General features: G+C 75.3%; 15 protein-coding genes. 3 read left to right on the top strand and 12 right to left on the bottom strand.

Going from position 1 to position 20,101, the window contains the following annotated elements; translation table 11 throughout:
- Positions 1–179 precede the first annotated feature (179 nt).
- Entirely contained in the window at positions 180–869 is a 690-nt protein-coding gene (locus ACWDCZ_RS02435; RefSeq protein WP_380780490.1) for a hypothetical protein, read from the top strand.
- A 107-nt stretch (positions 870–976) separates the two neighbouring features.
- Here the strand turns inward: ACWDCZ_RS02435 and ACWDCZ_RS02430 are convergent, their stop codons facing one another.
- From ACWDCZ_RS02430 to ACWDCZ_RS02415, 4 genes are all read right to left on the bottom strand, one after another.
- Positions 977–1,540 carry a hypothetical protein gene (locus ACWDCZ_RS02430; RefSeq protein ID WP_449815029.1) on the bottom strand — a complete coding sequence of 188 codons (564 nt, stop codon included), beginning with the start codon at positions 1,538–1,540 and terminating at the stop codon, positions 977–979.
- Between the two features lie 137 nt (positions 1,541–1,677).
- The gene (locus tag ACWDCZ_RS02425; protein WP_449815028.1) at positions 1,678–2,847 is read right to left on the bottom strand and encodes a GDSL-type esterase/lipase family protein; all 1,170 of its coding nucleotides are present in this window, start codon (positions 2,845–2,847) and stop codon (positions 1,678–1,680) included.
- Positions 2,848–2,962: 115 nt separating this feature from the next.
- Positions 2,963–3,541 carry a TetR/AcrR family transcriptional regulator gene (locus ACWDCZ_RS02420; RefSeq protein WP_074004797.1) on the bottom strand — a complete coding sequence of 193 codons (579 nt, stop codon included), beginning with the start codon at positions 3,539–3,541 and terminating at the stop codon, positions 2,963–2,965.
- A 120-nt stretch (positions 3,542–3,661) separates the two neighbouring features.
- Entirely contained in the window at positions 3,662–4,669 is a 1,008-nt protein-coding gene (locus ACWDCZ_RS02415; RefSeq protein ID WP_375873859.1) for an AraC family transcriptional regulator, read from the bottom strand.
- A gap of 219 nt (positions 4,670–4,888) precedes the next feature.
- Between ACWDCZ_RS02415 and ACWDCZ_RS02410 the strand changes: the two genes are divergently transcribed.
- Positions 4,889–5,356, top strand: a complete 468-nt coding sequence (locus tag ACWDCZ_RS02410; protein WP_310593231.1) for an anthrone oxygenase family protein — start codon at positions 4,889–4,891, stop codon at positions 5,354–5,356.
- A 149-nt stretch (positions 5,357–5,505) separates the two neighbouring features.
- Here ACWDCZ_RS02410 and ACWDCZ_RS02405 read toward each other — a convergent pair whose 3' ends face one another.
- From ACWDCZ_RS02405 to ACWDCZ_RS02390, 4 genes are all read right to left on the bottom strand, one after another.
- Positions 5,506–6,201: a polysaccharide deacetylase family protein gene (locus ACWDCZ_RS02405; RefSeq protein ID WP_449815027.1), complete on the bottom strand. Its 696-nt coding sequence runs from the start codon at positions 6,199–6,201 to the stop codon at positions 5,506–5,508.
- 216 nt (positions 6,202–6,417) lie between these two features.
- Positions 6,418–7,020: an anthrone oxygenase family protein gene (locus ACWDCZ_RS02400; RefSeq protein WP_049653286.1), complete on the bottom strand. Its 603-nt coding sequence runs from the start codon at positions 7,018–7,020 to the stop codon at positions 6,418–6,420.
- 179 nt (positions 7,021–7,199) lie between these two features.
- Complete coding sequence (locus ACWDCZ_RS02395) at positions 7,200–8,036, bottom strand: Rossmann-fold NAD(P)-binding domain-containing protein (protein ID WP_199823113.1); 837 nt, start codon at positions 8,034–8,036, stop codon at positions 7,200–7,202.
- A gap of 335 nt (positions 8,037–8,371) precedes the next feature.
- Positions 8,372–9,205: an NAD(P)H-binding protein gene (locus ACWDCZ_RS02390; RefSeq protein WP_449815026.1), complete on the bottom strand. Its 834-nt coding sequence runs from the start codon at positions 9,203–9,205 to the stop codon at positions 8,372–8,374.
- Positions 9,206–9,427: 222 nt separating this feature from the next.
- Here ACWDCZ_RS02390 and ACWDCZ_RS02385 point away from each other — a divergent pair, with 222 nt between their 5' ends.
- Positions 9,428–9,910: a DUF7919 family protein gene (locus ACWDCZ_RS02385; protein ID WP_117493066.1), complete on the top strand. Its 483-nt coding sequence runs from the start codon at positions 9,428–9,430 to the stop codon at positions 9,908–9,910.
- 56 nt (positions 9,911–9,966) lie between these two features.
- On the opposite strand, the gene ACWDCZ_RS02380 is transcribed toward ACWDCZ_RS02385, so the two are convergent.
- The 4 genes from ACWDCZ_RS02380 to ACWDCZ_RS02365 form a co-directional block, all read right to left on the bottom strand.
- Positions 9,967–12,825 carry a condensation domain-containing protein gene (locus tag ACWDCZ_RS02380; protein ID WP_449815025.1) on the bottom strand — a complete coding sequence of 953 codons (2,859 nt, stop codon included), beginning with the start codon at positions 12,823–12,825 and terminating at the stop codon, positions 9,967–9,969.
- A complete protein-coding gene (locus ACWDCZ_RS02375) occupies positions 12,822–14,747 on the bottom strand; it encodes a non-ribosomal peptide synthetase (protein WP_449815040.1) in 1,926 nt (641 codons plus the stop codon). Before ACWDCZ_RS02375 ends, ACWDCZ_RS02380 begins: the two co-directional genes overlap by 4 nt.
- Positions 14,748–14,823: 76 nt before the next feature.
- Positions 14,824–16,659: an amino acid adenylation domain-containing protein gene (locus ACWDCZ_RS02370; protein WP_449815024.1), complete on the bottom strand. Its 1,836-nt coding sequence runs from the start codon at positions 16,657–16,659 to the stop codon at positions 14,824–14,826.
- A gap of 54 nt (positions 16,660–16,713) precedes the next feature.
- Positions 16,714–19,806: a non-ribosomal peptide synthetase gene (locus tag ACWDCZ_RS02365; protein WP_449815023.1), complete on the bottom strand. Its 3,093-nt coding sequence runs from the start codon at positions 19,804–19,806 to the stop codon at positions 16,714–16,716.
- Positions 19,807–20,101 lie beyond the last annotated feature (295 nt).

The following is a 20,101-nucleotide window of genomic DNA, read 5'->3' as shown; positions in this document are numbered from 1 at the left end:
CGCCTGTGGACCACGCCCGCCCCGCTCCTCGTTCGACGCCGGTACGGCTGGTGCCGAACGAGGAGCGGGGCTACGGGGTTTCGCCCTGATCGGTGTGGCGCGCGGCCGGTTCGCCTGCGGCGGGCGCGGCGGGGCTCTAGCGTGGCGTCGACGTTGTCGGCGGACGGAAGGGCGCTGAGGTGGATTTCCCGAGCAGGAAGGCCCTGGACGGGTTGACGGAGGCCGAGCACGGCGCGCTGGCGGCGATGCACGGCACGGTCAGCGGCCTGCACGCGGAGTGGCGCTCGGCGCTCGCCGTGGAGATGCGGTTGAGGTACGCGGCCGACGCCGCCGAGGGCCGTCGCGACGACGGGGACGACGGGGTGGCGCCGCGGCTCGACTACGAGGTCGCGCGGGAACTGAACGGCGCGGCCTTCGAGTTCTCGCAGGCGGTGGAGGTGCTGCTGTGGCGTACGGCCAGCGCGTACGCGGTGCTGGGCATCACCGTGCTGGACCGGCTGGTCGCCGGCAACCCGCCGCTGTCCGAGGGCGTGGTGGGGCAGCTGTGCGAGGAGCCGCTGCTCGGCGCGTTCGAAGCCGCGGTCACCATCCCGGTCGAGCAGTTGCTCGTGGCCCGCGACGGCGCCGAGCAGGCGCATGCCCGCAAGGGGCGGCGGAGGATGGCCGCACTCGTGGAGCAGGCGTACGGGTGCCTGGAGGACGAGGCGCTGCCGGCCGCCGCAGGACGGGTCGCCGCGGCTCGGAGCCGTCTGTCGGTGGCGGCTCCGGAGGGCTTCGACGCGCCGTGGCTGGGCTACCTGGAGCCGCTGGTCGGACTCGCGCGGCAGGGGCCGTACGAGATCAGCGCGTTCCTGAGGCGCCGGGCCTGAGGCGACGGACCCGACCCGGCCGGGCCGCCCCGGCGGCGGCACGTGATGCGGCCTCCGGGGGGCCGGCTGCCGGGTGGACGGCCGGACCGACGTGGTCGGGCAGCCGGTCAGGCCGCCGTGGTCGGGGCGCCGGGGCGGTCGTCCTGTCGCGCGACGGCCACCGACCACTGCGGGAACTGCTCTGCGGGTATCGCGGAGGAGGCGGCGGAGTCGGGGCGCAGCGACGCGGCGGGGAGGAACACGACGCGGCAGCGCCGGCACAGCCAGGTCGCCCGCCACACCTGGTGGAGCTGCTGCCACTGCTCGTAGGTCCGCGGCCACTGGTCCGCCGCGTCGCTCCGCCGGCTCCGGTGGGCGAAGTGGACGGCGAGTCCGATGCCCAGCAGGACCGCGGCGAAAAGGAACGCGCCGTAGTGGTAGCCGAACTGGTACGCGGCGTCGTCGACGTCGGCGGCCTTGTCGCCGGAGCCCAGCGTGGTCAGTCCCAGCAGGCCCATGAGGCCGGCCAGGACGAAGAGGGCGATCGCGGCCCCGCTCGTGCCCCGGGGCTCGGACGGCATCGTCAGCAGCTCCCGCGTCGGCGGGTCGAGCGGCCGGTCGGAGTCCAGGAGGGCGAGGCGCACGGTGACGGTTTCGTCCGCCGTGGCGCAGGTCGGGCAGGTGGTGCTCATCGAGAGGTGGCTCCGGAAGTGGTGCACGGTGTACGTGGTGTACGGAGGAGCACGTAGTACAGCACAGGGAACTGACTGCTCGTGCGACCGGCCCCGGAGCCGGGAGGCCGCTCCCGGCGGGAGGCGGCCGCGGCGGGTCACGACGGGTCACGGCTCGTCACGGCGCCTCCGGGGGCGAGGGCGAGGTCGGCGAAGCGCTCCGCGATCAGCCGGTGGGCCTCCGGGGAGGGGTGGAGGCCGTCGGGGAGCGGGTGGGCCTCGTGGTCGGGCTCGCCGTAGAGGGCCAGGCCGTCCAGGTGGTGGAGGTGGTGGTCGCCGTCGGCCCGGCGGTCGGCGACGATGCGGGCCAGTTCGGCGCGGATGACGGTGAGGGTGAGCCGGCCGGCGGCGACGTCGGCGGGGTCTCCGGTGGCTCGGAAGCGCAGGGTGCCGCTGCTGAAGTCGGGGGCGAGCGGGCCCGGCACGGTTTCGTGGAGCGGGCAGAGCAGCGGGGAGACGAGCAGCAGTGGCGTGCTCGGGTGGCCGTCCCGGACGGTGTCCAGGAAGCCGTGGACGGCCGGGGTGAAGGCGCGCAGCCGCATCAGGTCGGTGTTCACCAGGTTGATGCCGAGCTTGAGGCTGATCAGGTCCGCGGGGGTGTCGCGGATGGTGCGCGCGGTGAAGGGGTCGAGCAGGGCGCCGCCGCCGAAGCCGAGGTTGGTCAGGTCCAGGCCCGTGCGGTTGGCGACCAGGGCGGGCCAAGTGCCGGTGGGGTGCGCGGCGTTGGAGCCGTGGCTGATCGAACTGCCGTGGTGCAGCCAGCGCTTGCGGGCGCCGGCCGGGACCGGCTCGACCGGGGCGTCGGTGTCGAGGGCGATCAGTTCGGTGGTCTCGGTGTGCGGGAGCCAGATCTCGACGGTCTTGTCCCGCTCCGGCAGGCCGGTGAACCGGGCGCTGCCGGACGGCCCTTCGGTCAGTTCGAAGCGGCCGGTGGCGAGGTCGACGGTGCGCAGGTTGCCGCCGGGGACGCCGGCTTGCGCGGTGAGCCGGCCGTCCACCAGCAGGTCGTAGACGCCGTCCGGGACGTTCGGGACGCCCGGGTAGGCGCGCTTGGTGGGGACGGCGTGCAGCGTGATCGTGGTGGCGCGGGTGCGGAAGGCCAGCCGGACGCCGGAGGGCTGGGACTCGGCCATCGCGAGCTGCTCGTCCGGGATCCGTCGGCGGGCGGCGGCGGGCAGGCGGTGCGGCAGCAGGCCGCGGCGGGTGTGTTCGACGTCGAGGTGGCCGTGGAGGAGGTCCTCGGTGACGGGGGTGGTGATCGTGGTCATGATGCTTCTTCGGTTCGTCGGTTCGTCGGTTCGTCGGTTCGTCGGGTCGCCTGGTCGTCAGACCGGGCTCATGGGCGGATGGCCGGACTGGTCGTACGGGAGGCCGGTCAGTCGGTCAGCCGGTCGCACGGACTCCGCCCGAGCGCAGCAGCGCGTCGAGGGAGTCGATGATCCAGTCCCAGGACTGCCGCGCGTCGACGGCGGTGTGGCTGAAGCCGCCGGCCGCCTCCAGGCTGATGTAGCCGTGGAAGACGCTGCCGAGCATCCGCACCGCGTGGGTCTGCTCCGGCTCGCCCAGGTCGTAGCCGCGCAGGAGCGCCCTGGACATCTGGGCGTGCCGGACGCCCGCGCTGGCGGCGGCCGTCTCGGCGTCCAGGCGCAGGCGGGTGGCGTCGTAGCGGCCGGGGTGGCGGGCCGCGTAGTCGCGGTAGGCGTCCGCGAAGGCGGCGAGCGCGTCGCGGCCCGCCCGGCCGGCGAGGGCGTCGGCGACGAGGTCGGCGAGTTCCTCCAGGGCGTACAGGGCGATCCGGGTCTTGAGGTCCTGGGAGCTCTTGAGGTGGGAGTAGAGGCTGGCCGTCCGGACGCCGAAGCGGCGGGCGACCGCGGCGACGGTCACCTGGTCGAAGCCGACCTCGTCGGCGAGTTCGGCGCCCGCGACGACCAGGCGTTCGACGGTCAGCCCTGCCCGTGCCATGTGCGTTCTCCCGTACGGTCGCGTCGGTGGCCTACGGACAGTATGGGATTGCCTAAATGGTTTAGGCAAATGGAAGCGACCTGCTCAGCCCGCTCAGCCCGCTCAGCCCGCTCAGCCCGCTCAGCCCGCCAGGATCACCGTCTCCGCCGGCCCCGAGAAGCCCGCCGCCTGCGGCTGGCTGCCCGTGGCGGCCAGCCGGCGGTGCTCCTGCGGACTGACGCCGCGCACCCGCTTGAAGGCCGCCGAGAGCGCGAAGGCGTTGCTGTAGCCGACCTTGCGGGCGGCGAAGGCGACGGTGCACTCGGGCTCGCGCAGCAGGTCGGCGGCGACCGCCAGGCGCCAGCCCGCCAGGTACGCCATCGGGGGCTCGCCGACCAGCGCGGTGAAGCGGCGGGCCAGGCCGGCCCGGGAGACCCCGACCCGCTGGGCCAGGTCGGCGACCGTCCACGCGGTGGCCGGATCGTCGTGCATCAGCCGCAGCACCGGGCCGACCACCTGGTCGTGCTGGGCGCGGTACCAGGCGGGGGCACCGGAGTCGGGGGCGGCCAGCCAGGAGCGCAGCACGGAGACCACCAGCAGGTCCAGGATGCGGTCCAGGACGAGCTCCTGGCCGGGCTCGTTGCGCCCTATCTCGGCGGCCAGCAGGTGCACCAGGGTGTCGTCCGCGCCGGTGCCGGCCGGGCGGACCAGCAGCGCGGGCAGGCAGCCCAGCAGTCGCTGGCCGATCTCGTGCTCGGCCTGGTAGGTGCCGGACAGCACCACCGAGGAGGCCCGGTCGCCCTCCCGCCCCTGGCCCCAGGTCCGGACGCCGAGCGACATCACCTCGGAGACGTCCACCCCGCCCTTGGTGCAGACCTGGCCCGGGCCGACGATCACGTCCACCGGGGTGTCCGGGTCGTCCGCCACGGTGTACGGCTCCGGGCCGCGCACGATCGCCACGTCCCCGGGGTGCAGCAGCAGCGGGGTGCCGCGCTCGGGCAGGATCCAGGCGTCGCCGCGGACCATCGTCACGACCGAGAGCGGGGCCCGGTCCTCGATCCGCAGCGACCACGGCGGGGTGAGGATGGAGCGCAGCAGGAACGCGCCACGGGCCTTGGGGCCGTCGAGGAGTCCCGTCAGAGTGTCCATGCCGCCAAGTGTAGACGTCGGCACATCATTTGACGCTTCGTCATTTGAGAGACTCTTGAGTGATCGAGGTGGCCCGCACCGCCCCGATGCCGGATGATCTGCCCACGGGGTATGGACCGAGACACGGCGAACGCGATACGGCGGTACGGCAGTACAGCGGTACCGACAGCGAGAAGTGAGGGGCTCACGACGATGGAAACGGCACGCACACTCGTCCTGGTGGCGGCCACTGTCACCTGTGGACTGACCGCGGGACTGTTCTACGGATTCTCCTGCTCGGTCATGCCCGCGCTCGCGCGGGCCGAGGACCGGACCTTCATCGAGGTCATGCAGCGCATCAACAAGGCGATCCTGAACGGCTGGTTCGTCCTCGGCTTCGTCGGCGCCCTGCTCGCCACCGCGGCCGCGGTCGCCCTGCACCTGCCCTCGGACGGGCACGACGTCCTGCCCGCGACCATCGCCGCCCTCGTGCTGTACATCGCGATGATCGGGGTGACCCGCTCGGTCAACATCCCGCTGAACGACGAGCTCGAGGCCGCCGGGTCGCCCCAGCGGATCGCCGACCCGGCCGCGGTGCGCAGCCGCTTCGAGGCGCGCTGGGTGCGCTTCAACGTGCTGCGCACCCTGCTGTCGACCGGCGCGCTGGCCTGCCTCGCGTGGGCGCTGATCCTCAACGGGCAGAGCTGACCGGCCCCGACCCGCTCGACGGGCGGAGCCGACCGGGCCGAGCCCCTTCGACGGCCGGCCCGGACCCGCTCAGCAGCCGGGCCGAGCCCGCTCGACGGGCGGCCCCAGCGCGCCGCCCGTCCCCCGCCACCCTCTGCCGCCGGCCCGACTCAGCCGCAGAGGGTGGCGAAGCCGTACCCGCGTGCCTTGAGCGTGGAGATGATCGTCGGCAGCGCGGCCACCGTCTGACTGCGGTCGCCGCCGCCGTCGTGCATCAGGACCACCGATCCGGGACGGACGTTGTCCAGCACCCGTGACCGGATCGCGGCCGTGCCGGGGCGGGACCAGTCCGCCGGGTCCACCGACCAGAGCACGACCTGCTTGCCGAGCGCCGCGGCCTTCGAGCGCACCGTGCTGTTCACCGCGCCGTACGGCGGGCGCAGGCAACTCGGGGTGCGGCCGGTCCGCGCGCGGATCGCCCGGTCGGTGTCGGCCACCTGCGCTTCGAGTGCGGCGGCGGAGAGCTTGCGCAGGTCCGGGTGCGACCAGGAGTGGTTCTGCACGCTGTGGCCCTGCTTGGCGACCTGCGCGGTCACCGAGGGGTGGGCGGCGACGTTCTGCCCGATCTCGAAGAAGGTCGCGCGCACCCCGTACCGGGCGAGCGTCGCCAGGACCTTGGGCGTGTAGGCGGGGCTGGGGCCGTCGTCGAAGGTCAGGTAGACCACCTTGCCGCCGTTGGCGCCGGCCGCCTCCGCCCCGGTGGCGGGCAGGGCGACCGCCGCTCCCGCCGCCAGGGCGACGACGAGCGCGCCGATCGCGGTCCGGATCCTGCCGACTGCCGTTCGCCTGCCGGGTCGTACGGTCATGTCTGCCCCCTGCGGTCGGAACTCCCGTGCACCGGCCGCCAGTCTGCTCCCGAGGGGCCGTCCGCCGCGACCCTCCGTCGATCGCGAGCGAACGGAACCGGCCAGTGGGTGCACCGGGTGGCGAGCACCGCCGGGCATCGCCGGGCACCGCGGGTATCGGACATGCCGAGGCCCCCGGCGGGGTTCCGCCGGGGGCGCGGTGCGGGGGTTCGGCGTTCAGCGCCCCGCGCGGCCGTGCAGCACCAGGGAGCGGGTCAGCGCGAACAGTCCGCCGGCGCAGAGCGCGGTGCGGAGCATGTTGACCGGGACCCAGGTGTCCGCGAACTTGGCCCGTACGGCGGCCAGGTCGTGGATCTGCGCCGGGTCGCCGGCCGCCGCCAGCTCGTTGTTGAGCGGGATGTTGACGCCCATGGTGACGATCAGCGCCACCACGTACAGCGCCGTCGCGGCCGCCGCCCAGAGCGCGGCCTGGCGCCGGCCGGCCTTGTGCTGGAGCCAGGCGGCGATGCCGGTGGCGAGGAACGCGCCGACGAAGACCAGGCCGAACAGCCCGTTCCCGTCGATCGCCTTGTTGATCTGCTGCATCGCCGCCACGTAGGTGTGGTCGTCGCCCGCCGCGAGGCCCGGCATCACCGAGACGTCGAAGGCGAAGAACAGGCCCGCCATCAGGCCCATCGCGACGGTGGCGCCCACCAGGAGCGGCCCGGCGGCCTTGCTCCGGGTGGCGGGTACGGCCGGGGCCGTACCGCCCGGCGCGAGGCCGGTGAAGGACTGTGCGGCGGTGTAGGAAGCAGGGGTCGCGGTCTGATTCGAGCGCATCGGATTTCCTTCGGTCTCCCCGGTCCCCGCCCGACGCGGGGACCCTCCCGGTGTCCGGGCCGCCGGCCTCCTCACCGCTCCCGGCCGGGGCCGGGTGTTCGGTCAGGCGGTCGGCGCCGCCCGGCACCGACGATCAAGTGAACTGCCGTACGGACGGCAGGTGTTGCCCTTCTGGCTGGTCACGCGTTCCACACGCCCGAGGCGGCGGCCTCGCGGGCGTAGTCGGCGAAGTCCCGCGGCTCACGGCCCAACGCCCGCCGCACCCCGTCGCCCAGCGACGCGTTGCGGCCGTCCAGGATCACCGAGAACAGCTCCGCGAAGTCCGCCGGCAGCCCCGCCGCCTCCAGCACCCCCCGGTACGACTCCTCCGACACCGCCTCGAACCGCACCTCACGCCCCGTCGCCGCCGACAGCTCCACCGCCACGTCCGAGAACGTCAGCAGCCGCGGCCCCGTCAGCTCGTACACCTCCCCCGCGTGCCCCGCCTCCGTCAACGCCGCCACCGCCACGTCCGCGATGTCCTCCGCGTCCACGAACGGCTCCACCGCACCACCCACCGGCAGCGCCAACTCCCCCGCCAGCACCGGCTCCAGGAAGAACGACTCACTGAAGTTCTGGTTGAACCACGCGCACCGCACCACCGTCCACGCGGCCCCCGACTCCATCACCGCCTTCTCCCCCGCCTCCGCGGCCTCCTCACCGCGCCCCGACAGCAGCACCAGCCGCCCCACCCCGCGCTCCGCCGCCAACCGCGAGAACGCCCCCACCGCCTCCACCGCACCCGGGAACGCCAGATCCGGGTAGTACGTCAGATACGCCGCACTCACACCCTCCAACGCCCCCTCCCACGTCCCCTCGTCGTGCCAGTCGAACGGCACCGCACCCGAACGCGACCCCACCCGCACCCCGTACCCCAGGGCCGTCAGCCGGTCCGCCACCCGCCGACCCGTCTTCCCCGTCCCACCGACCACCAGCACGACACCGGACTCGACCGCGAGATCCACCACACCAGCCATCACAATCACCCTCACTCGGAGTAGGAGCCTGTTCGGATCGGCGGACCCGCCGGTGTTCGTGAACCCTGCGCGTCCGTCCTTGTGCTCACCAGTCAAGGCCACTCCGGGCCGGCGAACCATAGCCTCCGCACTCAGTTCCATGCGCGAGCGTCTACACCCCCGCCGCGCCCCCTCCGCCCTCCACCAGAACACACCCAAGCCGCCACGAACCACCCGTCTCGACCCCTCCTCCAGCAGCCCTTGAGCATCCGGCCGGACACTCCGCCGGAGTGGGCCCGGGTGGTGGCCATCGGTTGAGCATCCGGAGCCGGGCGGGGGCGCTGCCGGGGGGCGGCTCAGCGGAAGGCGGCGATGTTCTCGGAGACCCAGCGGCGGAAGGGCCTGGCGGGGGATCCGGTGACCGCTTCGACGGTGTCGCGCACCTCCAGCAGCTCGTCGTTGACGTCGCCGCCCGTCACGTCCAGCACCGCGTCCGCGGCCTCGGCCCCCAGGAGCGCGGACAGTTCCCGGTGGGCCTCCGCACGGCCGGTCTCCGCGACGGGCACCTCCCGCCCCAGGGCCGCCGCGACGGCCTCCAGCTGCTGCCGGGCCGTCACCCGCCGTGGGCCGGTCAGCGCGTAGGTCCGTCCCCGGTGGCCGGGTTCGGTGAGCGCCACGCGCGCCACGGCCGCGATGTCCGCGGGGTGGACGGTGGGCAGCCCGGTGTCCGCGTACGGCACGCGGACCGTCCGGCGCTCGCGGATCGCCGACGCCCACCACAGGGCGTTCGAGGCGAACTGCGTCGGCCGGAGCACCGTCCACGCCATGCCGCTGTCCATGAGCAGCCGCTCGACGGCGGCGTTCTCGCGGGCGGGGCCCAGGTGCGGATGCGTCTGGACGGTGATGGACGACACCAGCACCACGTGCTCGACACCCGACCGGCGGGCGGCGGCGAGGATCTCGGCGTCGGAGCCGATCCGCGACACCAGGAACAGCGAGCGCACCCCGTCGAGGGCGGACGCCAGGGCGTCCGGGTCGGCGAAGTCGCCTTCGCGCACCTCCACTCCCTCGGGGAACCGGACCCGGGCGGCGTCACGGGTGAGGCCTCGGAGGGGACCCGCTCCGTGCGCCCGCAGGTCCTCCAACAGGGCGCGTCCGATGTTCCCGGTGGCTCCGGTCACAAGAATCATGGGCCTTCTCCTGTCATCTGACGACTGATCGGAGGGAAGGCTAGGAATTCAAGCGGGCTTGAGGTCAAGCAGATCGCCGAGGAGGCACCCGGCAGCAGCCGTGCGAGGTCCTGAGCCTGCCCACCGAACGCGACCGCGCACGGCGCACCCGCGATGTCGCCACGGCCCGGCTACGGCAGGTCCGGTAGGGGGCGGACGAGACCGGTCGGGCATGATGCCTCGGTGTTCTACGAAGATCTGACCGAGTACACCTACAACGCCAAGGACTATTTCGACGAGCCGGAGCCCGGGTTCCGCGCCCTCTGGTACCGCCCCGCCTACACCCGGTTGAACGTCGGCTGGCTGGAGGCCGGCCAGCCCTATCCGACCGGGACGGTGCCCGCCGAGTTCACGGCGAAGCTGAGGGCCGTCCAACAGGTGCAGTGGATGAACGTCTGCCTCGGGCTGCACGACTGCGACCTGTGCCCGCCGGGCGACGAGTACCCGGAGGGCAACGGCGAGATCCGGATCCCGGGCGCGCCGCCGATCGCCTATGCGGCACCGTTCCTGATCACCCACTACATCACCGCGCACGACTACCGGCCGCCGACCGAGTTCATCGACGCCGTCATGGCGGTCGACCTCGACGCCTGGGCGGCGGCACAGTGGCCCGAGGTGCCCTTCCCGTGGGTGCCGGAGGAAGGGGTCGAGTGGCTGCTGGAGTAGCAGCGCCGCGGGCGGAGGAGGCCGGATTGCCGGACTCCTCCGCCCGCGGCGGGGGCTCAGCGGACCATGGCCGCCAGGACGCTGCGCCAGTCCTCGCCGGGTTCGGGGGCGAGGGGAGCGGCCAGGGTGTCCGCGCGGTAGTGCCAGGGGCGGCGGAGGTCCTCGTCGGCGTCGGGGGCGGTGGTGATGGGGCTGCTGGAGCCGAGCAGGCGGACCAGTTCGGCGGTGAACTCGGGCCAGGAGACGTGTCCGCTGACCGCGTTGACGACCCGGCCGGCGGCGGGGTGGTCGGGGGTGAGGCAGGCGGTGAGGGCGCGGGCCAGGGCGGCGGCGTGCACCCAGGACGCGCCGTACCACTCGTCGTCGGCGGGCAGGCCGATCGGGCGGCCGGCCAGGGCGGCCTGGTAGAGGGCGCCGGTGGAGCCCCAGCGGAGCTGGTCGCGCAGGCGGTGGTGCGGGCCCCAGACGATCGGGGCGCGGACGGCGACGGCCTGGCCGCGGCCGGTGGCGGCGGCCTCGAAGAGGATCCGCTCGCTGTCCAGCTTGGCCTGCCCGTACGGGGTGACCGGCGCGCCGCTGGGAGCGCCCTCGGGGACCTCGGTGCCCGGCGGGCGGCCGTACGCGTCGATGCTGCTGACGAAGACGAACGGGCCGCCACGCCAGCCGTCGACCAGCGCGCGCATCGCGGCGAGGTCGGTGGCGTGGTCGGTGAAGGTGCAGGCGGAGTGGATGACGGCGTCGACGCCTTCGACGGCCCGGCGCAGGCTGTCGAGGTCGCCGAGGTCGCCCTCCGCGACCTCGGCGCCGTTCAGCGCGGGCAGGTGCGCGGACTCGGGCCGGACCAGCACCCGGACCGGCCGGCCCTGGGCCATCAGCTCCTGGAGCACGGCCGCGCCGACCCCTCCGGTGGCGCCGGTGAGCAGGACGGTGCCGGTGCGGGCGCCGGTGGTCCGCGGGCGGGCCCCGGCCTGGGCGAGGGCGGCGCTGCGTTCGTCCGCGCGGGTGGCGAGCAGGGCGGCGAGGGCGCGCGGGGTGCGCTGTTCCAGGATGTCGAGGCCGGTGAGCGGCAGCCCGGTGCGGGTACGCAGGCGTTCGGCGAGCTGGACGGCGATGAGGGAGTGGCCGCCGAGGGCGAAGAAGTCGCCGTCGGCGGGCGGGGTCGCGCTGAGCAGTTCGCCGAACGCCTGCCGGACGACGTCCAGCGGGCCGTCCTCCAGCGGAGCGGTACCGGACAGCGGAGCGGTACCGGACAGCGCGGCGGTGCCGGGCTGCGGGCCCGCGCCGGGCAGCCGGTCGCGGTCCGGGGTGCCGTCGGGGAGGCGGGGCAGCCGGTCCAGCAGGGTGACCGCGCGCGGCAGTTCGGCGGCCGGCAGGCGCCCGCGCAGGGCGGCCCGCAGGGCGCTGCCGGTCGGCGCGACCGGCCCGCGCACCACCGCGTAGGCGAGCGGCGGGCCGTCGGGGTGCTCGACGACGGCCGCCTCGACCACCGCGGGATCGGCCGTGAGGGCAGCCACCACCGGGTGCTCGACGGCGGCCAGCCGCTCGCCGGGCAGTGCGGACAGTGCCAGCTCCGGGTTGCCGGCCACGGCGGTGAGCAGCGCGGCGAAGGCGTCGGCGAGCCGGGCGGCGGTGCTCGCGTCCAGCGCGTCCCGGTCGTGCTGGACCAGGACGCGCGGCCGCGGGCCGTCCTCCAGCAGCAGGGTGAGGCCGAACTTGGCCAGTCCCAGGTCGAGTTCGACGTTCTCGGTGTCGAGGCCGGGCAGCACCAGCGGGTCGGCGATCCGGAGCAGGTCGCAGCTGACCGAGAGCAGCGGGGTGCCGTCCGCCCCGCGCGAGGCCGCGCCGAGCCGCTCGACCACGAGGTCGAACGGCACCTCGTGGTGCTGCTGGGCGTCGAGCAGGGCGGTGCGGACGAGACCGAGCAGTTCGGCGAACGACGGGTCTCCGGACGGATTCGTCCGCACGGCGAGGGTGTTGACGGCGAGGCCGACGGTCCGGCGGAACTCGGGCCGCGCGCGGTGGCCGCTGGCGCAGCCGAGGACGAGGTCGTCCTGCCCGGAGGCGGTGCGCAGCACGGCGAACGCGGCGGCCAGGACGACGGTGTACAGCGTGGCGCCGTGCCGCGCGCCGAGGACGCGCAGCCCTTCCACCACGGCGGGGTCCACCGGGGCGGCGTGCAGGGCGGCGCGGCGCTCGCGGGCGCCGGGCGGGACGGGCCGCAGCAGCGACAGCGGCCGGGCTCCGGACAGACCGGCCGCGAGGGTGTCGGCGGCGGCCGTCAACTCGGCCTCCCGGGCTCGCTCCTGGCGGGCATAGTCGGCGTACGAGGGGGCCATCGAAGGGAGTTGGGCCGGAACCCCCTCGCATCCGGCGCGGTACAGCGCGGCGATGTCCGACGCGATGAACGGCAGCGAGCCGCCGTCCACCGCGATGTGATGGATCGTCAGCAGCAGCGTGTGGTCCTCGGGCCCGTGTCGCAGCAGCAGGGCGCGCAGCACCGGGCCGGCGGCGAGGTCGAACGGGCGGGCGGCCTCGGCGAGGAGCTGCTCGGGGCCGGTGGCGTCCAGCACCGGCAGCGGCACCGGGGCGACCGGGTCGGTCTGCTGGTAGGGCTGGTCGCCCCGGCGCGGGTAGCGGGTGCGCAGGACGGCGTGCCGCTCGGTCAGGCCGGTGATCGCGGCGGCGAGGGCGGCCTGGTCGAGCGGGCCGCGCAGCCGGGTGGCGATCGGCACGTTGTAGAGGGCGCCGCCCTGGCCGAGGTGGTCCATCAGCCACATCCGCTGCTGGGCGTGCGAGAGCGGGGCCGGCTCGGCGGGTACGGCCGGACCGCCGGGCGCGACGGGTCGGGCGGGGGCGGTGGCGGTGCGGCGGTCGCGGGCGCGGCGCAGCAGGTCGGTCTGGTCGACGGTGCTCATCGGTCGGCTCCGGGGGTGTCGTCGGCGGCCCGCAGGGCGCGTTCCAGCAGGTCGGCCTGGGCGGCGACGGTCGGGTGGGCGAGGAAGTCGGCGAGCGACAGCTCGACCCCGAGGTCCTCGCGCAGGTCGTCCACCACCCACATGGCGAGCAGCGAGTGGCCGCCCTCGGCGAGGAAGTCGGCGGCCGGGTCGGTGATCGGGCGTTCCAGGGCCCGGCTCCACGCTTCGGCGACGACCTGCTGGATCGGGCCGAGCCCGGCGCCGGTGGCCGGGTGCGCCCCGGTCGGCCCGCCGCCGGCCGGGGGCGCGTCGGCCGTCTCGTTCACAGGCGGGTGCGCGTCGGCCGCCCCACCGACGGCCGTCTCGTCCCCGGCCGGGTGCGCCCCGGCCCGCTCGTCGGCGGCCAGCGCCCGCCGGTCCACCTTCCCGCTGCCGGTCAGCGGCAGCGCGGCGAGCACGGTCCAGGCGGTGGGCACCAGGTGGGCGGGCAGCTGCTCGGCCAGCCGGGCGCGCAGCGCCTCGACGGCCGGGCAGGCGCCCTCGGCGAGCACCAGGCAGGCGGTGAGCGCGGCGTCGGGCTGCCCGGCCCGGCGGACCACGACCGCCGCCTCGGCGACCTCGGACAGCTGGAGCAGCGCGTGCTCGACCTCGCCGGGTTCGATCCGGTAGCCCCGCACCTTGACCTGGTCGTCGGTGCGCCCGTGGTACTCCAGGGAGCCGTCCGGCAGTTGGGCGACCCGGTCGCCGCTGCGGTAGGCGCGTCCGATGCCCGGCAGTTCGCGGAAGCGCTCGGCGGTCAGCTCCGGCCGGTCGAGGTAGCCGAGGGCCAGCCGGTCGCCGGCGATCCACAGTTCGCCGACGGCGCCCGGCGCCACCGGCGCGAGGCCCTCGTCCAGGACGTAGGCGCGGGCGCCGCCGAAGGTCCGGCCGATCGGGACGGAGCCGGCGCAGTCGGCCGGGGTGACCCGGTGGACGGTGGTGAAGGTGGTGGCCTCGGTCGGCCCGTACCCGTTGACCAGTTCGAGCCAGGGGAAGGCCCGCAGCACGGCGCCCGCGTGCTCGGCGGAGATCGCCTCGCCGCCGACGACCAGGGTGCGCAGCACGCCGAAGATCCGGGAGCGCCGGGCGGCCAGGTGGTGGAAGAGCGCGGTGGTGAGGAAGACGGTGGTGACGCCGAAGCTCTCGACGTCGCGGACCAGGTCCTCGGCGCTGGGCCGCTCGCTCGGGGAGACGGCCACGGCGGCGCCGCGGGCGAGCGGGGCCCACAGTTCGAAGGTGGCGCCGTCGAAGGAGACGGTGGAATGGAAGAGCACCCGGTCGCGCGGGCCGAGGACGACCGCGTCCTCGGCGGTGACCAGGTCGGCGACGGCGCGGTGCGGGACGAGGACGCCCTTGGGGCGGCCGGTGGAGCCGGAGGTGTAGTAGAGCAGGGCGGGCGCGGCCGGGTCGGCGGCGTCGGGCGCCGTGCCGTCGGTGGCCTCGGTGCCGCGCTCGGTCAGCACCAGGGTGAGCTCCTCGGGGAGCCCGGCCTCGGCGAGCAGCCCCTTGTCGCCGAGGACGAGTCGGAGGTCCGCGTCGGCGGTCAGTTCGGCGATCCGCGGGCGCGGGTAGGCCGGGTCGATCGGGACGGCCAGGGCGCCGGCCCGCCAGACGGCGAGCTGGGCGACGACGTACCGGGTCGAGCGGGCGCACAGCAGGCCGACGGCGCTGCCGGGGCCGATCCCCCGGGCGGCCAGGACGGCGGCCAACCGGCCTGCGGCGTCGACGAGTTCTCGGTAGGTGAGGACGGTGGAGCCGTCGGTCACGGCGAGCGCGTCGGGCCGGCTCTCGGCCTGCCGGGCGACCAGGGCGGGCAGGTCGGTCAGGGCGGTCAGGGCCGGCGGGTCGGTCACAGCAGACCGGGCCGCGGCGGGCGAGGACATGGTGGTCACGGTGGTTCCCTTCCGGGCGCCCCGGCCGGGTGGGCCGGGGCGCCCCGCTGAGGAGGTTCGGGCGGGGTCAGGCGGTCGCGGCCAGATCGGCCACCCGTTCCTCGATCAGCCGGGCGACGGCCCGCAGGTCGGGCTGGCGCAGCACCAGGGGGGCGCGCAGCCGGACGCCGTACTCGTTCTCCAGGGCCTCCAGCAGTCTCGCGGCGGCGAGCGAATTGCCGCCCGCGGCCAGGAAGTTGTCCTCGGGACCGAGGTCGGCGCGGCCGATCAGCTCGCGGCAGAGCTTCAGCACGGTCCGCTCGACCGGGCCGTGCCCTTCCTCCACCGCGTCCGGCACCGCCACGTCGGCCAGCAGGGCCTGGTGGTCCACCTTGCCGTTGGCGTCCAGCGGGAAGCGCTCCACCAGGTGGACGGCGGAGGGCACGGCCTGCTCGGGCAGCCAGGGCCGGACGGAGTCGAGCAGCGCCGCCGGGTCGGCGCCGTCCTCGGCATGGACGAAGGCCAGCAGTCGGACCCCGCCGGTCGGCGCCTGTTCGGCGGCGACCACCGCCCGGCGCACCTGCGGGTCGCGCTCGAAGGCGGCCTCGACCTCGGCGGGTTCGATCCGCACGCCGCTGACCTTGACCTGGTCGTCGAGGCGGCCGTGGAACTCCAGTACGCCGTCCGGCCGCATCACCACCCGGTCGCCGGTGCGGTAGACCCGGTCGGTGCCGACCACGCCGGCGGGCGCGTCGACGAAGCGGCGGGCGGTCAGCTCGGGGTCGAGGTACCCGGCGGCCAGGCCGCGGCCGCCGATCCGCAGCTCGCCGGCCGTGCCGCGCGGTACCGGACGGCCGTCCTCGTCGGTGACCAGGACGACGACGCCGTCGATCGGCAGGCCGATCGGCGGGGCGCCGGCGCCGTGGTCCCCGCCGGGGGCCATGGTGTGCATGGTGGTGGTGACGGTGGCCTCGGCGGGGCCGTAGGCGTTGTGGACGGTCGCGGTGACGTCGGGCCCGGGGGCGCGGCGCAGCCGGTCGCCGCCGATCACCAGGTGGCGCAGCGCCAGCCCGGCGGGCCAGGGCCGGCCGAGGACGGGCTCGGCCAGCGGGGTGGGCAGGATGGACACGGTGATGCCGGCCTCGCGCCACCAGTCGGTGAGCGCGCCGGTGTCCCAGCGGACCGCCTCGGGGGCGACGACCAGGGCCGCGCCGGAGGTGAGGCCGGCCCACAGCTCCTGCACGTGCGGGTCGAAGGCGACGCCGATCAGCAGGCTGTGCCGCTCCCCGGGGCCGAGGCCGGTCGCCCCGCGGTACCACTGCAGCAGCGCGCCGAGCGCGGGCTCGGTGACGGCGACGGCCTTCGGGGTGCCGGTGGAACCGGAGGTGAGCACCGCGTAGTGGGTGCCGACCGGGACGCGCACCTGCCCGCCGGAGGTCAGGGCGGCCACCACGCCGGCGGTGGGCAGGTCCAGCGGCAGCCGCTCGCCGCCGGGCGGCAGCAGGTCCGGCTCGCCGACCAGGCAGGCCGGGCGCAGCTGCTCGGCGACGGCGCGCAGCCGGCGCTCGCCGGGGCGCGGGCCGAGCGGCAGGTGGACGGCGCCGAGCTTGGCGGCGGCCAGGGTGACGGCGACCAGCGAGACCGAGTGGGCGAGGCAGACGCCGAGCAGGTCGCCGGGGCCGACCCTGCCGCGCAGCGCCTCGGCCACGGTGTCGGCGAGGCGGTCGAGTTCGGCGTAGCTGTAGACCTGCTCGCCGTCGATCAGGGCGGGGGCGTCGGGGGTGCGGTGCGCCCAGGCGGTGAACAGGTCGAGCACCGCGCCGTCCTGGTGCGGGCGGCCGTAGCCGATGCTCAGGCTGTCCGTACCCGGGTTGCCCGCGCTCAGGGTGTCCGTGCTCCGGAGTTCCGTGCCAAGGTTTTCCATCATCATCTCCACAGAAAGTGACGAGCCGTCAGTTCGATGCCTTGGAAGGCGCGTTCACTTGGCGTCCGCGGCGAGGGCGCGGGCCTGGTCGGCCAGCACGGCGTGGCGGAACAGGGTGCGCAGCGGCGGGCGGCTGCCGAGGTGGGGCTCCAGGTACGCGGCGAGCTGGGCGGCGAGCAGCGAGTGGCCGCCGACCTCGAAGAAGTGCGAGTCCGCGGTGAAGCGGTCGTGGCCGAGCACCTCGCGCCAGGCGGCGGCGATCAGTTGCTGTCCGGGGTCGGCGAACTCGCCCGGCGCGCCCTCCTGCGGCTCCGGGGCCTGCTCCACCAGGCGGGCGAGGGCGGCGCGGTCGGGCTTGCCGCCGGGCAGGGTCGGCATCGCGGCGACGGCCGTCCAGCTCGCCGGGACGAGTCCGCCGGGCAGCCGGCGGGCGAGCGCCTCGTGCAGGGCGGCCTGGTCGGGGCGGTCGGCGCCCTCCAGGAAGCCGACCAGGCGGGGGCCGGTCCGCGGGTCGGTGTGCAGCAGCACCGCGCAGGAGCGGCCGCCGAGTTCGGCGGAGGCGGCGGCCTCGATCTCCTCCAGCTCGATCCGGTGGCCGCGCAGCTTGACCTGGTTGTCGGCGCGGCCGAGGAAGCACAGCCGCCCGTCCAGGTCGCGGTAGCCGCGGTCGCCGGTGCGGTACACCCGGGCGCCGCCGAGCGCGGGGACGGTCGTGAAGCGGGCCGCGGTGGGCTCCGGCAGGCCGAGGTAGCCCTCGGCCAACAGGCCGCCGCTGACCACGAGTTCGCCGACGCAGCCGGGGGCGAGCGGGCGCAGGGTGTCGTCCAGGACGTGGACGCTCACGCCGTCGAGTTCGGCGCCGAGCGGGATCTCGCCGTCCTCGGCGACGTCGGCGGCGGTGATCTCGTACACGGTGGAGGTGACGGTGGCCTCGGTGACGCCGTAGGCGTTCAGCACGGTGGTGGCCCCGGTCAGGCCGGTCAGCGCCCGGGCGGGCAGCCGCTCGCCGCCGAGCACCAGCAGCCGGGGCGCCCAGCGGCCGTCGTCCAGCGCCGCGCGCAGGTCCTCGCGGACGGCGAGCAGGTAGCTGGTCGGCAGGTTGGCGACGGTCACGCCGCGGGCGGCCAGCACGGCGACCAGTTCGGGCCCGGTGGGCACCTCGCGCTGCGGCACGACGAGGGCGGCGCCGGCCGCGAGGGCGGGCAGCACCTCCTCCAGGGCCACGTCGAAGGACGGCCGGGCGAACAGCAGCGCCCGGTCGGCGGAGGTGAGGCGGTAGCGGTCGACGATCGCGGCGACGTACCCGGCGAGGGCCTCGCGGCCGACCAGGACGGGCTTGGGGACGCCGGTGGAGCCGGAGGTGTGGATCACGTACGCGGCGCCGTCCAGCACGGCGGCGGGCTCGGCCTTCGGGAATTCGGGGCCGTCCAGCAGCGCCGGGGTGACGCCCTCCTCCGGCAGTGCCGACGCGCTCTGCCGGGTGGTGAGGACGAGCGCCGGGCTCAGCCGCTCCAGCAGCAGCCCGAGCCGGGCGGCCGGGTCCTCGGTGGACAGCGGCGCGTACACGGCGCCGTGGCGCAGGCAGGCGAGCAGCGCGACCACGCTGTCCGCGCCGCGCGGCAGCACGGCGGCGACCGGCTGGCCGGGGGTGACGCCGGCGGCGCTCATTCGCTCGACCAACTCGGTGACCCGGTGGTCGAGTTCGCCGTAGCTGATCCGCTCGGTGCCGGCCAGCAGGGCGAGCGAGGCCGGGTCGTGGGCGGCGGCCGGGTCGAGCACGGCGGGGGTGACCGCGGCGACCGGGGCGGCCTGCGCGGCCTCGGGTGCGGGGGCCAGGTCGGCGATCGGCGTCTGCGGGCGGTCCAGGTAGCAGCGCAGCAGCTCCAGCAGCCGCTCGGACAGCAGCACCGCGTCGGACTCGCGGAACAGGTCGGCGTCGTAGTCCCAGACCAGGGTCATCCCGGCGGCGCCGTGCTTCTCGCCGACCACCCGGCGGTCGTCGGGCAGCAGCACCAGGTCGAGGTCGAAGCGGGTGGTGCCGGTGTTGAAGCCCTCGTACAGCGAGACCTCGAGACCGGGCGCCTGGACGTCGGGCAGCGCCGCGTCGTGCGCGCTGAACATCACGTTGAACAGCGGGTTGTCGGCGCCGCTGGTGTGCAGTCCGAGCCGGCGGGTCAGCTCCTGGACCGGCAGGTCCTGGTACGGCAGCGCGCGCAGCAGGACGTCGGTCACCTCGTCGACGGCCTCGGTGCCGGGGACCGTCGGGTCGAGCCGCAGGCGCAGCGGGACGGTGTTGACGAACATGCCGACGGTGCCCTCGAAGCCCTCCGGGCGGTTGCCGACGGCGGTGCCGATCACCAGCTCGCGGTGGCCGCTGTGCCGGCGCAGCAGTTCGGCGAGCAGGGCGAGCAGGGTGCTGAACGGGGTGTGGCCGTCCGCCTTGCTGCGCTCGCGCAGCCGCCCGGCCAGGTCGGCGCCGATCGACTGGCGCAACTGGCCGCCGTGGTGGCGCCGTTCGGCGCGCGGCCGGGCCAGCCCGGGCAGGGTGACCTCGCGCGGCGCGTCGGCCAGCTCCCTGGTCCAGAAGTCGAGGCTGCGGTCCCGGGGGAGGTCGGCGGCAGCACGGGCGTGGTCCTCGTACGAGGGGGCGACGGGCAGTTGGTACGGCTCGCCGAGGACGGTGGCGCGGTAGACGGTGAACAGGTCGCGCAGCAGGATCGCGAAGGAGTGGCCGTCGTGGACGAGGTGGTGCTCGACGTGGATCAGCCGGTGGTGGTCCTCGCCGAGCCGGACCAGGTGCCAGCGCAGCACCGGCGCCCGGCCGGTGTCCAGCGGCTCCTCGGCCTCGGCGGCGAGCAGCCGCTGGAAGGCGGCCTCCGGGTCCTGCTCGGCGGCGAAGTCGCTGTGGCGCAGCTCCGGTTCGCAGTCCTCGGCGACCCGCTGGCCGGGCAGGCCCTCCGGGCTGGGCACCAACTCCAGTCGCAGACCCGGGTGGTGGGCCAGCACGGCGGCCAGGCCGGTGTGCAGCGCGTCCCGGTCGAGAGCGCCCCACAGGTCGAGGACGGCGGTGAAGTTGTAGGCGCGGCTGCCCGGCAGCATCTGCTCGTGCAGCCAGACGATCTCCTGTGACGGAGAGAGTGCGAACATCGTCGATTCCCTTGTGTGGTGGGCTGTGTCGGCACTGCGGTGGCCGGAAGCGGGCGTGGGGTGTTCCCGTACCGGCCGGTGGCCGGGCCGCACCGGGGTGAGGTGCGGCCCGGGGCCCGGGGGTCCCGTCCGGGGGCGTGTCGGACGGGCATGGCGGATCCGCCGTTCGGGATCCTGGGTGGGAGTTCGGCGCCCGCGGTCTCGGGCCTACGGTCCCGGGCGGGTGGTTCCGGGCGTACGGTCTCGGGCGGGCGGCGTCGGAAGTACGGTCTCGGACGTGCGGTGTCGGGCCTGC

Source organism: Kitasatospora sp. NPDC001225 (genome assembly GCF_053597855.1).
The sequence above is the reverse complement of the archived record's forward strand: the minus strand, read 5'-3'. Positions and strand labels throughout refer to the sequence as shown.

Excerpts from the sequence above, each read along its gene's own strand:
- ACWDCZ_RS02400 (WP_049653286.1), bottom strand. The coding sequence starts at position 7,020 with ATGCGCTCGAATCAGACCGCGACCCCTGCTTCCTACACCGCCGCACAG.
- ACWDCZ_RS02375 (WP_449815040.1), bottom strand. The coding sequence starts at position 14,747 with ATGTCCTCGCCCGCCGCGGCCCGGTCTGCTGTGACCGACCCGCCGGCC.
- ACWDCZ_RS02370 (WP_449815024.1), bottom strand. The coding sequence starts at position 16,659 with ATGGAAAACCTTGGCACGGAACTCCGGAGCACGGACACCCTGAGCGCG.
- ACWDCZ_RS02420 (WP_074004797.1), bottom strand. The coding sequence starts at position 3,541 with ATGGCACGGGCAGGGCTGACCGTCGAACGCCTGGTCGTCGCGGGCGCC.
- ACWDCZ_RS02390 (WP_449815026.1), bottom strand. The coding sequence starts at position 9,205 with ATGATTCTTGTGACCGGAGCCACCGGGAACATCGGACGCGCCCTGTTG.
- ACWDCZ_RS02395 (WP_199823113.1), bottom strand. The coding sequence starts at position 8,036 with ATGGCTGGTGTGGTGGATCTCGCGGTCGAGTCCGGTGTCGTGCTGGTG.
- ACWDCZ_RS02405 (WP_449815027.1), bottom strand. The coding sequence starts at position 6,201 with ATGACCGTACGACCCGGCAGGCGAACGGCAGTCGGCAGGATCCGGACC.
- ACWDCZ_RS02380 (WP_449815025.1), bottom strand. The coding sequence starts at position 12,825 with ATGAGCACCGTCGACCAGACCGACCTGCTGCGCCGCGCCCGCGACCGC.
- ACWDCZ_RS02425 (WP_449815028.1), bottom strand. The coding sequence starts at position 2,847 with ATGACCACGATCACCACCCCCGTCACCGAGGACCTCCTCCACGGCCAC.
- ACWDCZ_RS02430 (WP_449815029.1), bottom strand. The coding sequence starts at position 1,540 with ATGAGCACCACCTGCCCGACCTGCGCCACGGCGGACGAAACCGTCACC.
- ACWDCZ_RS02365 (WP_449815023.1), bottom strand. The coding sequence starts at position 19,806 with ATGTTCGCACTCTCTCCGTCACAGGAGATCGTCTGGCTGCACGAGCAG.
- ACWDCZ_RS02415 (WP_375873859.1), bottom strand. The coding sequence starts at position 4,669 with ATGGACACTCTGACGGGACTCCTCGACGGCCCCAAGGCCCGTGGCGCG.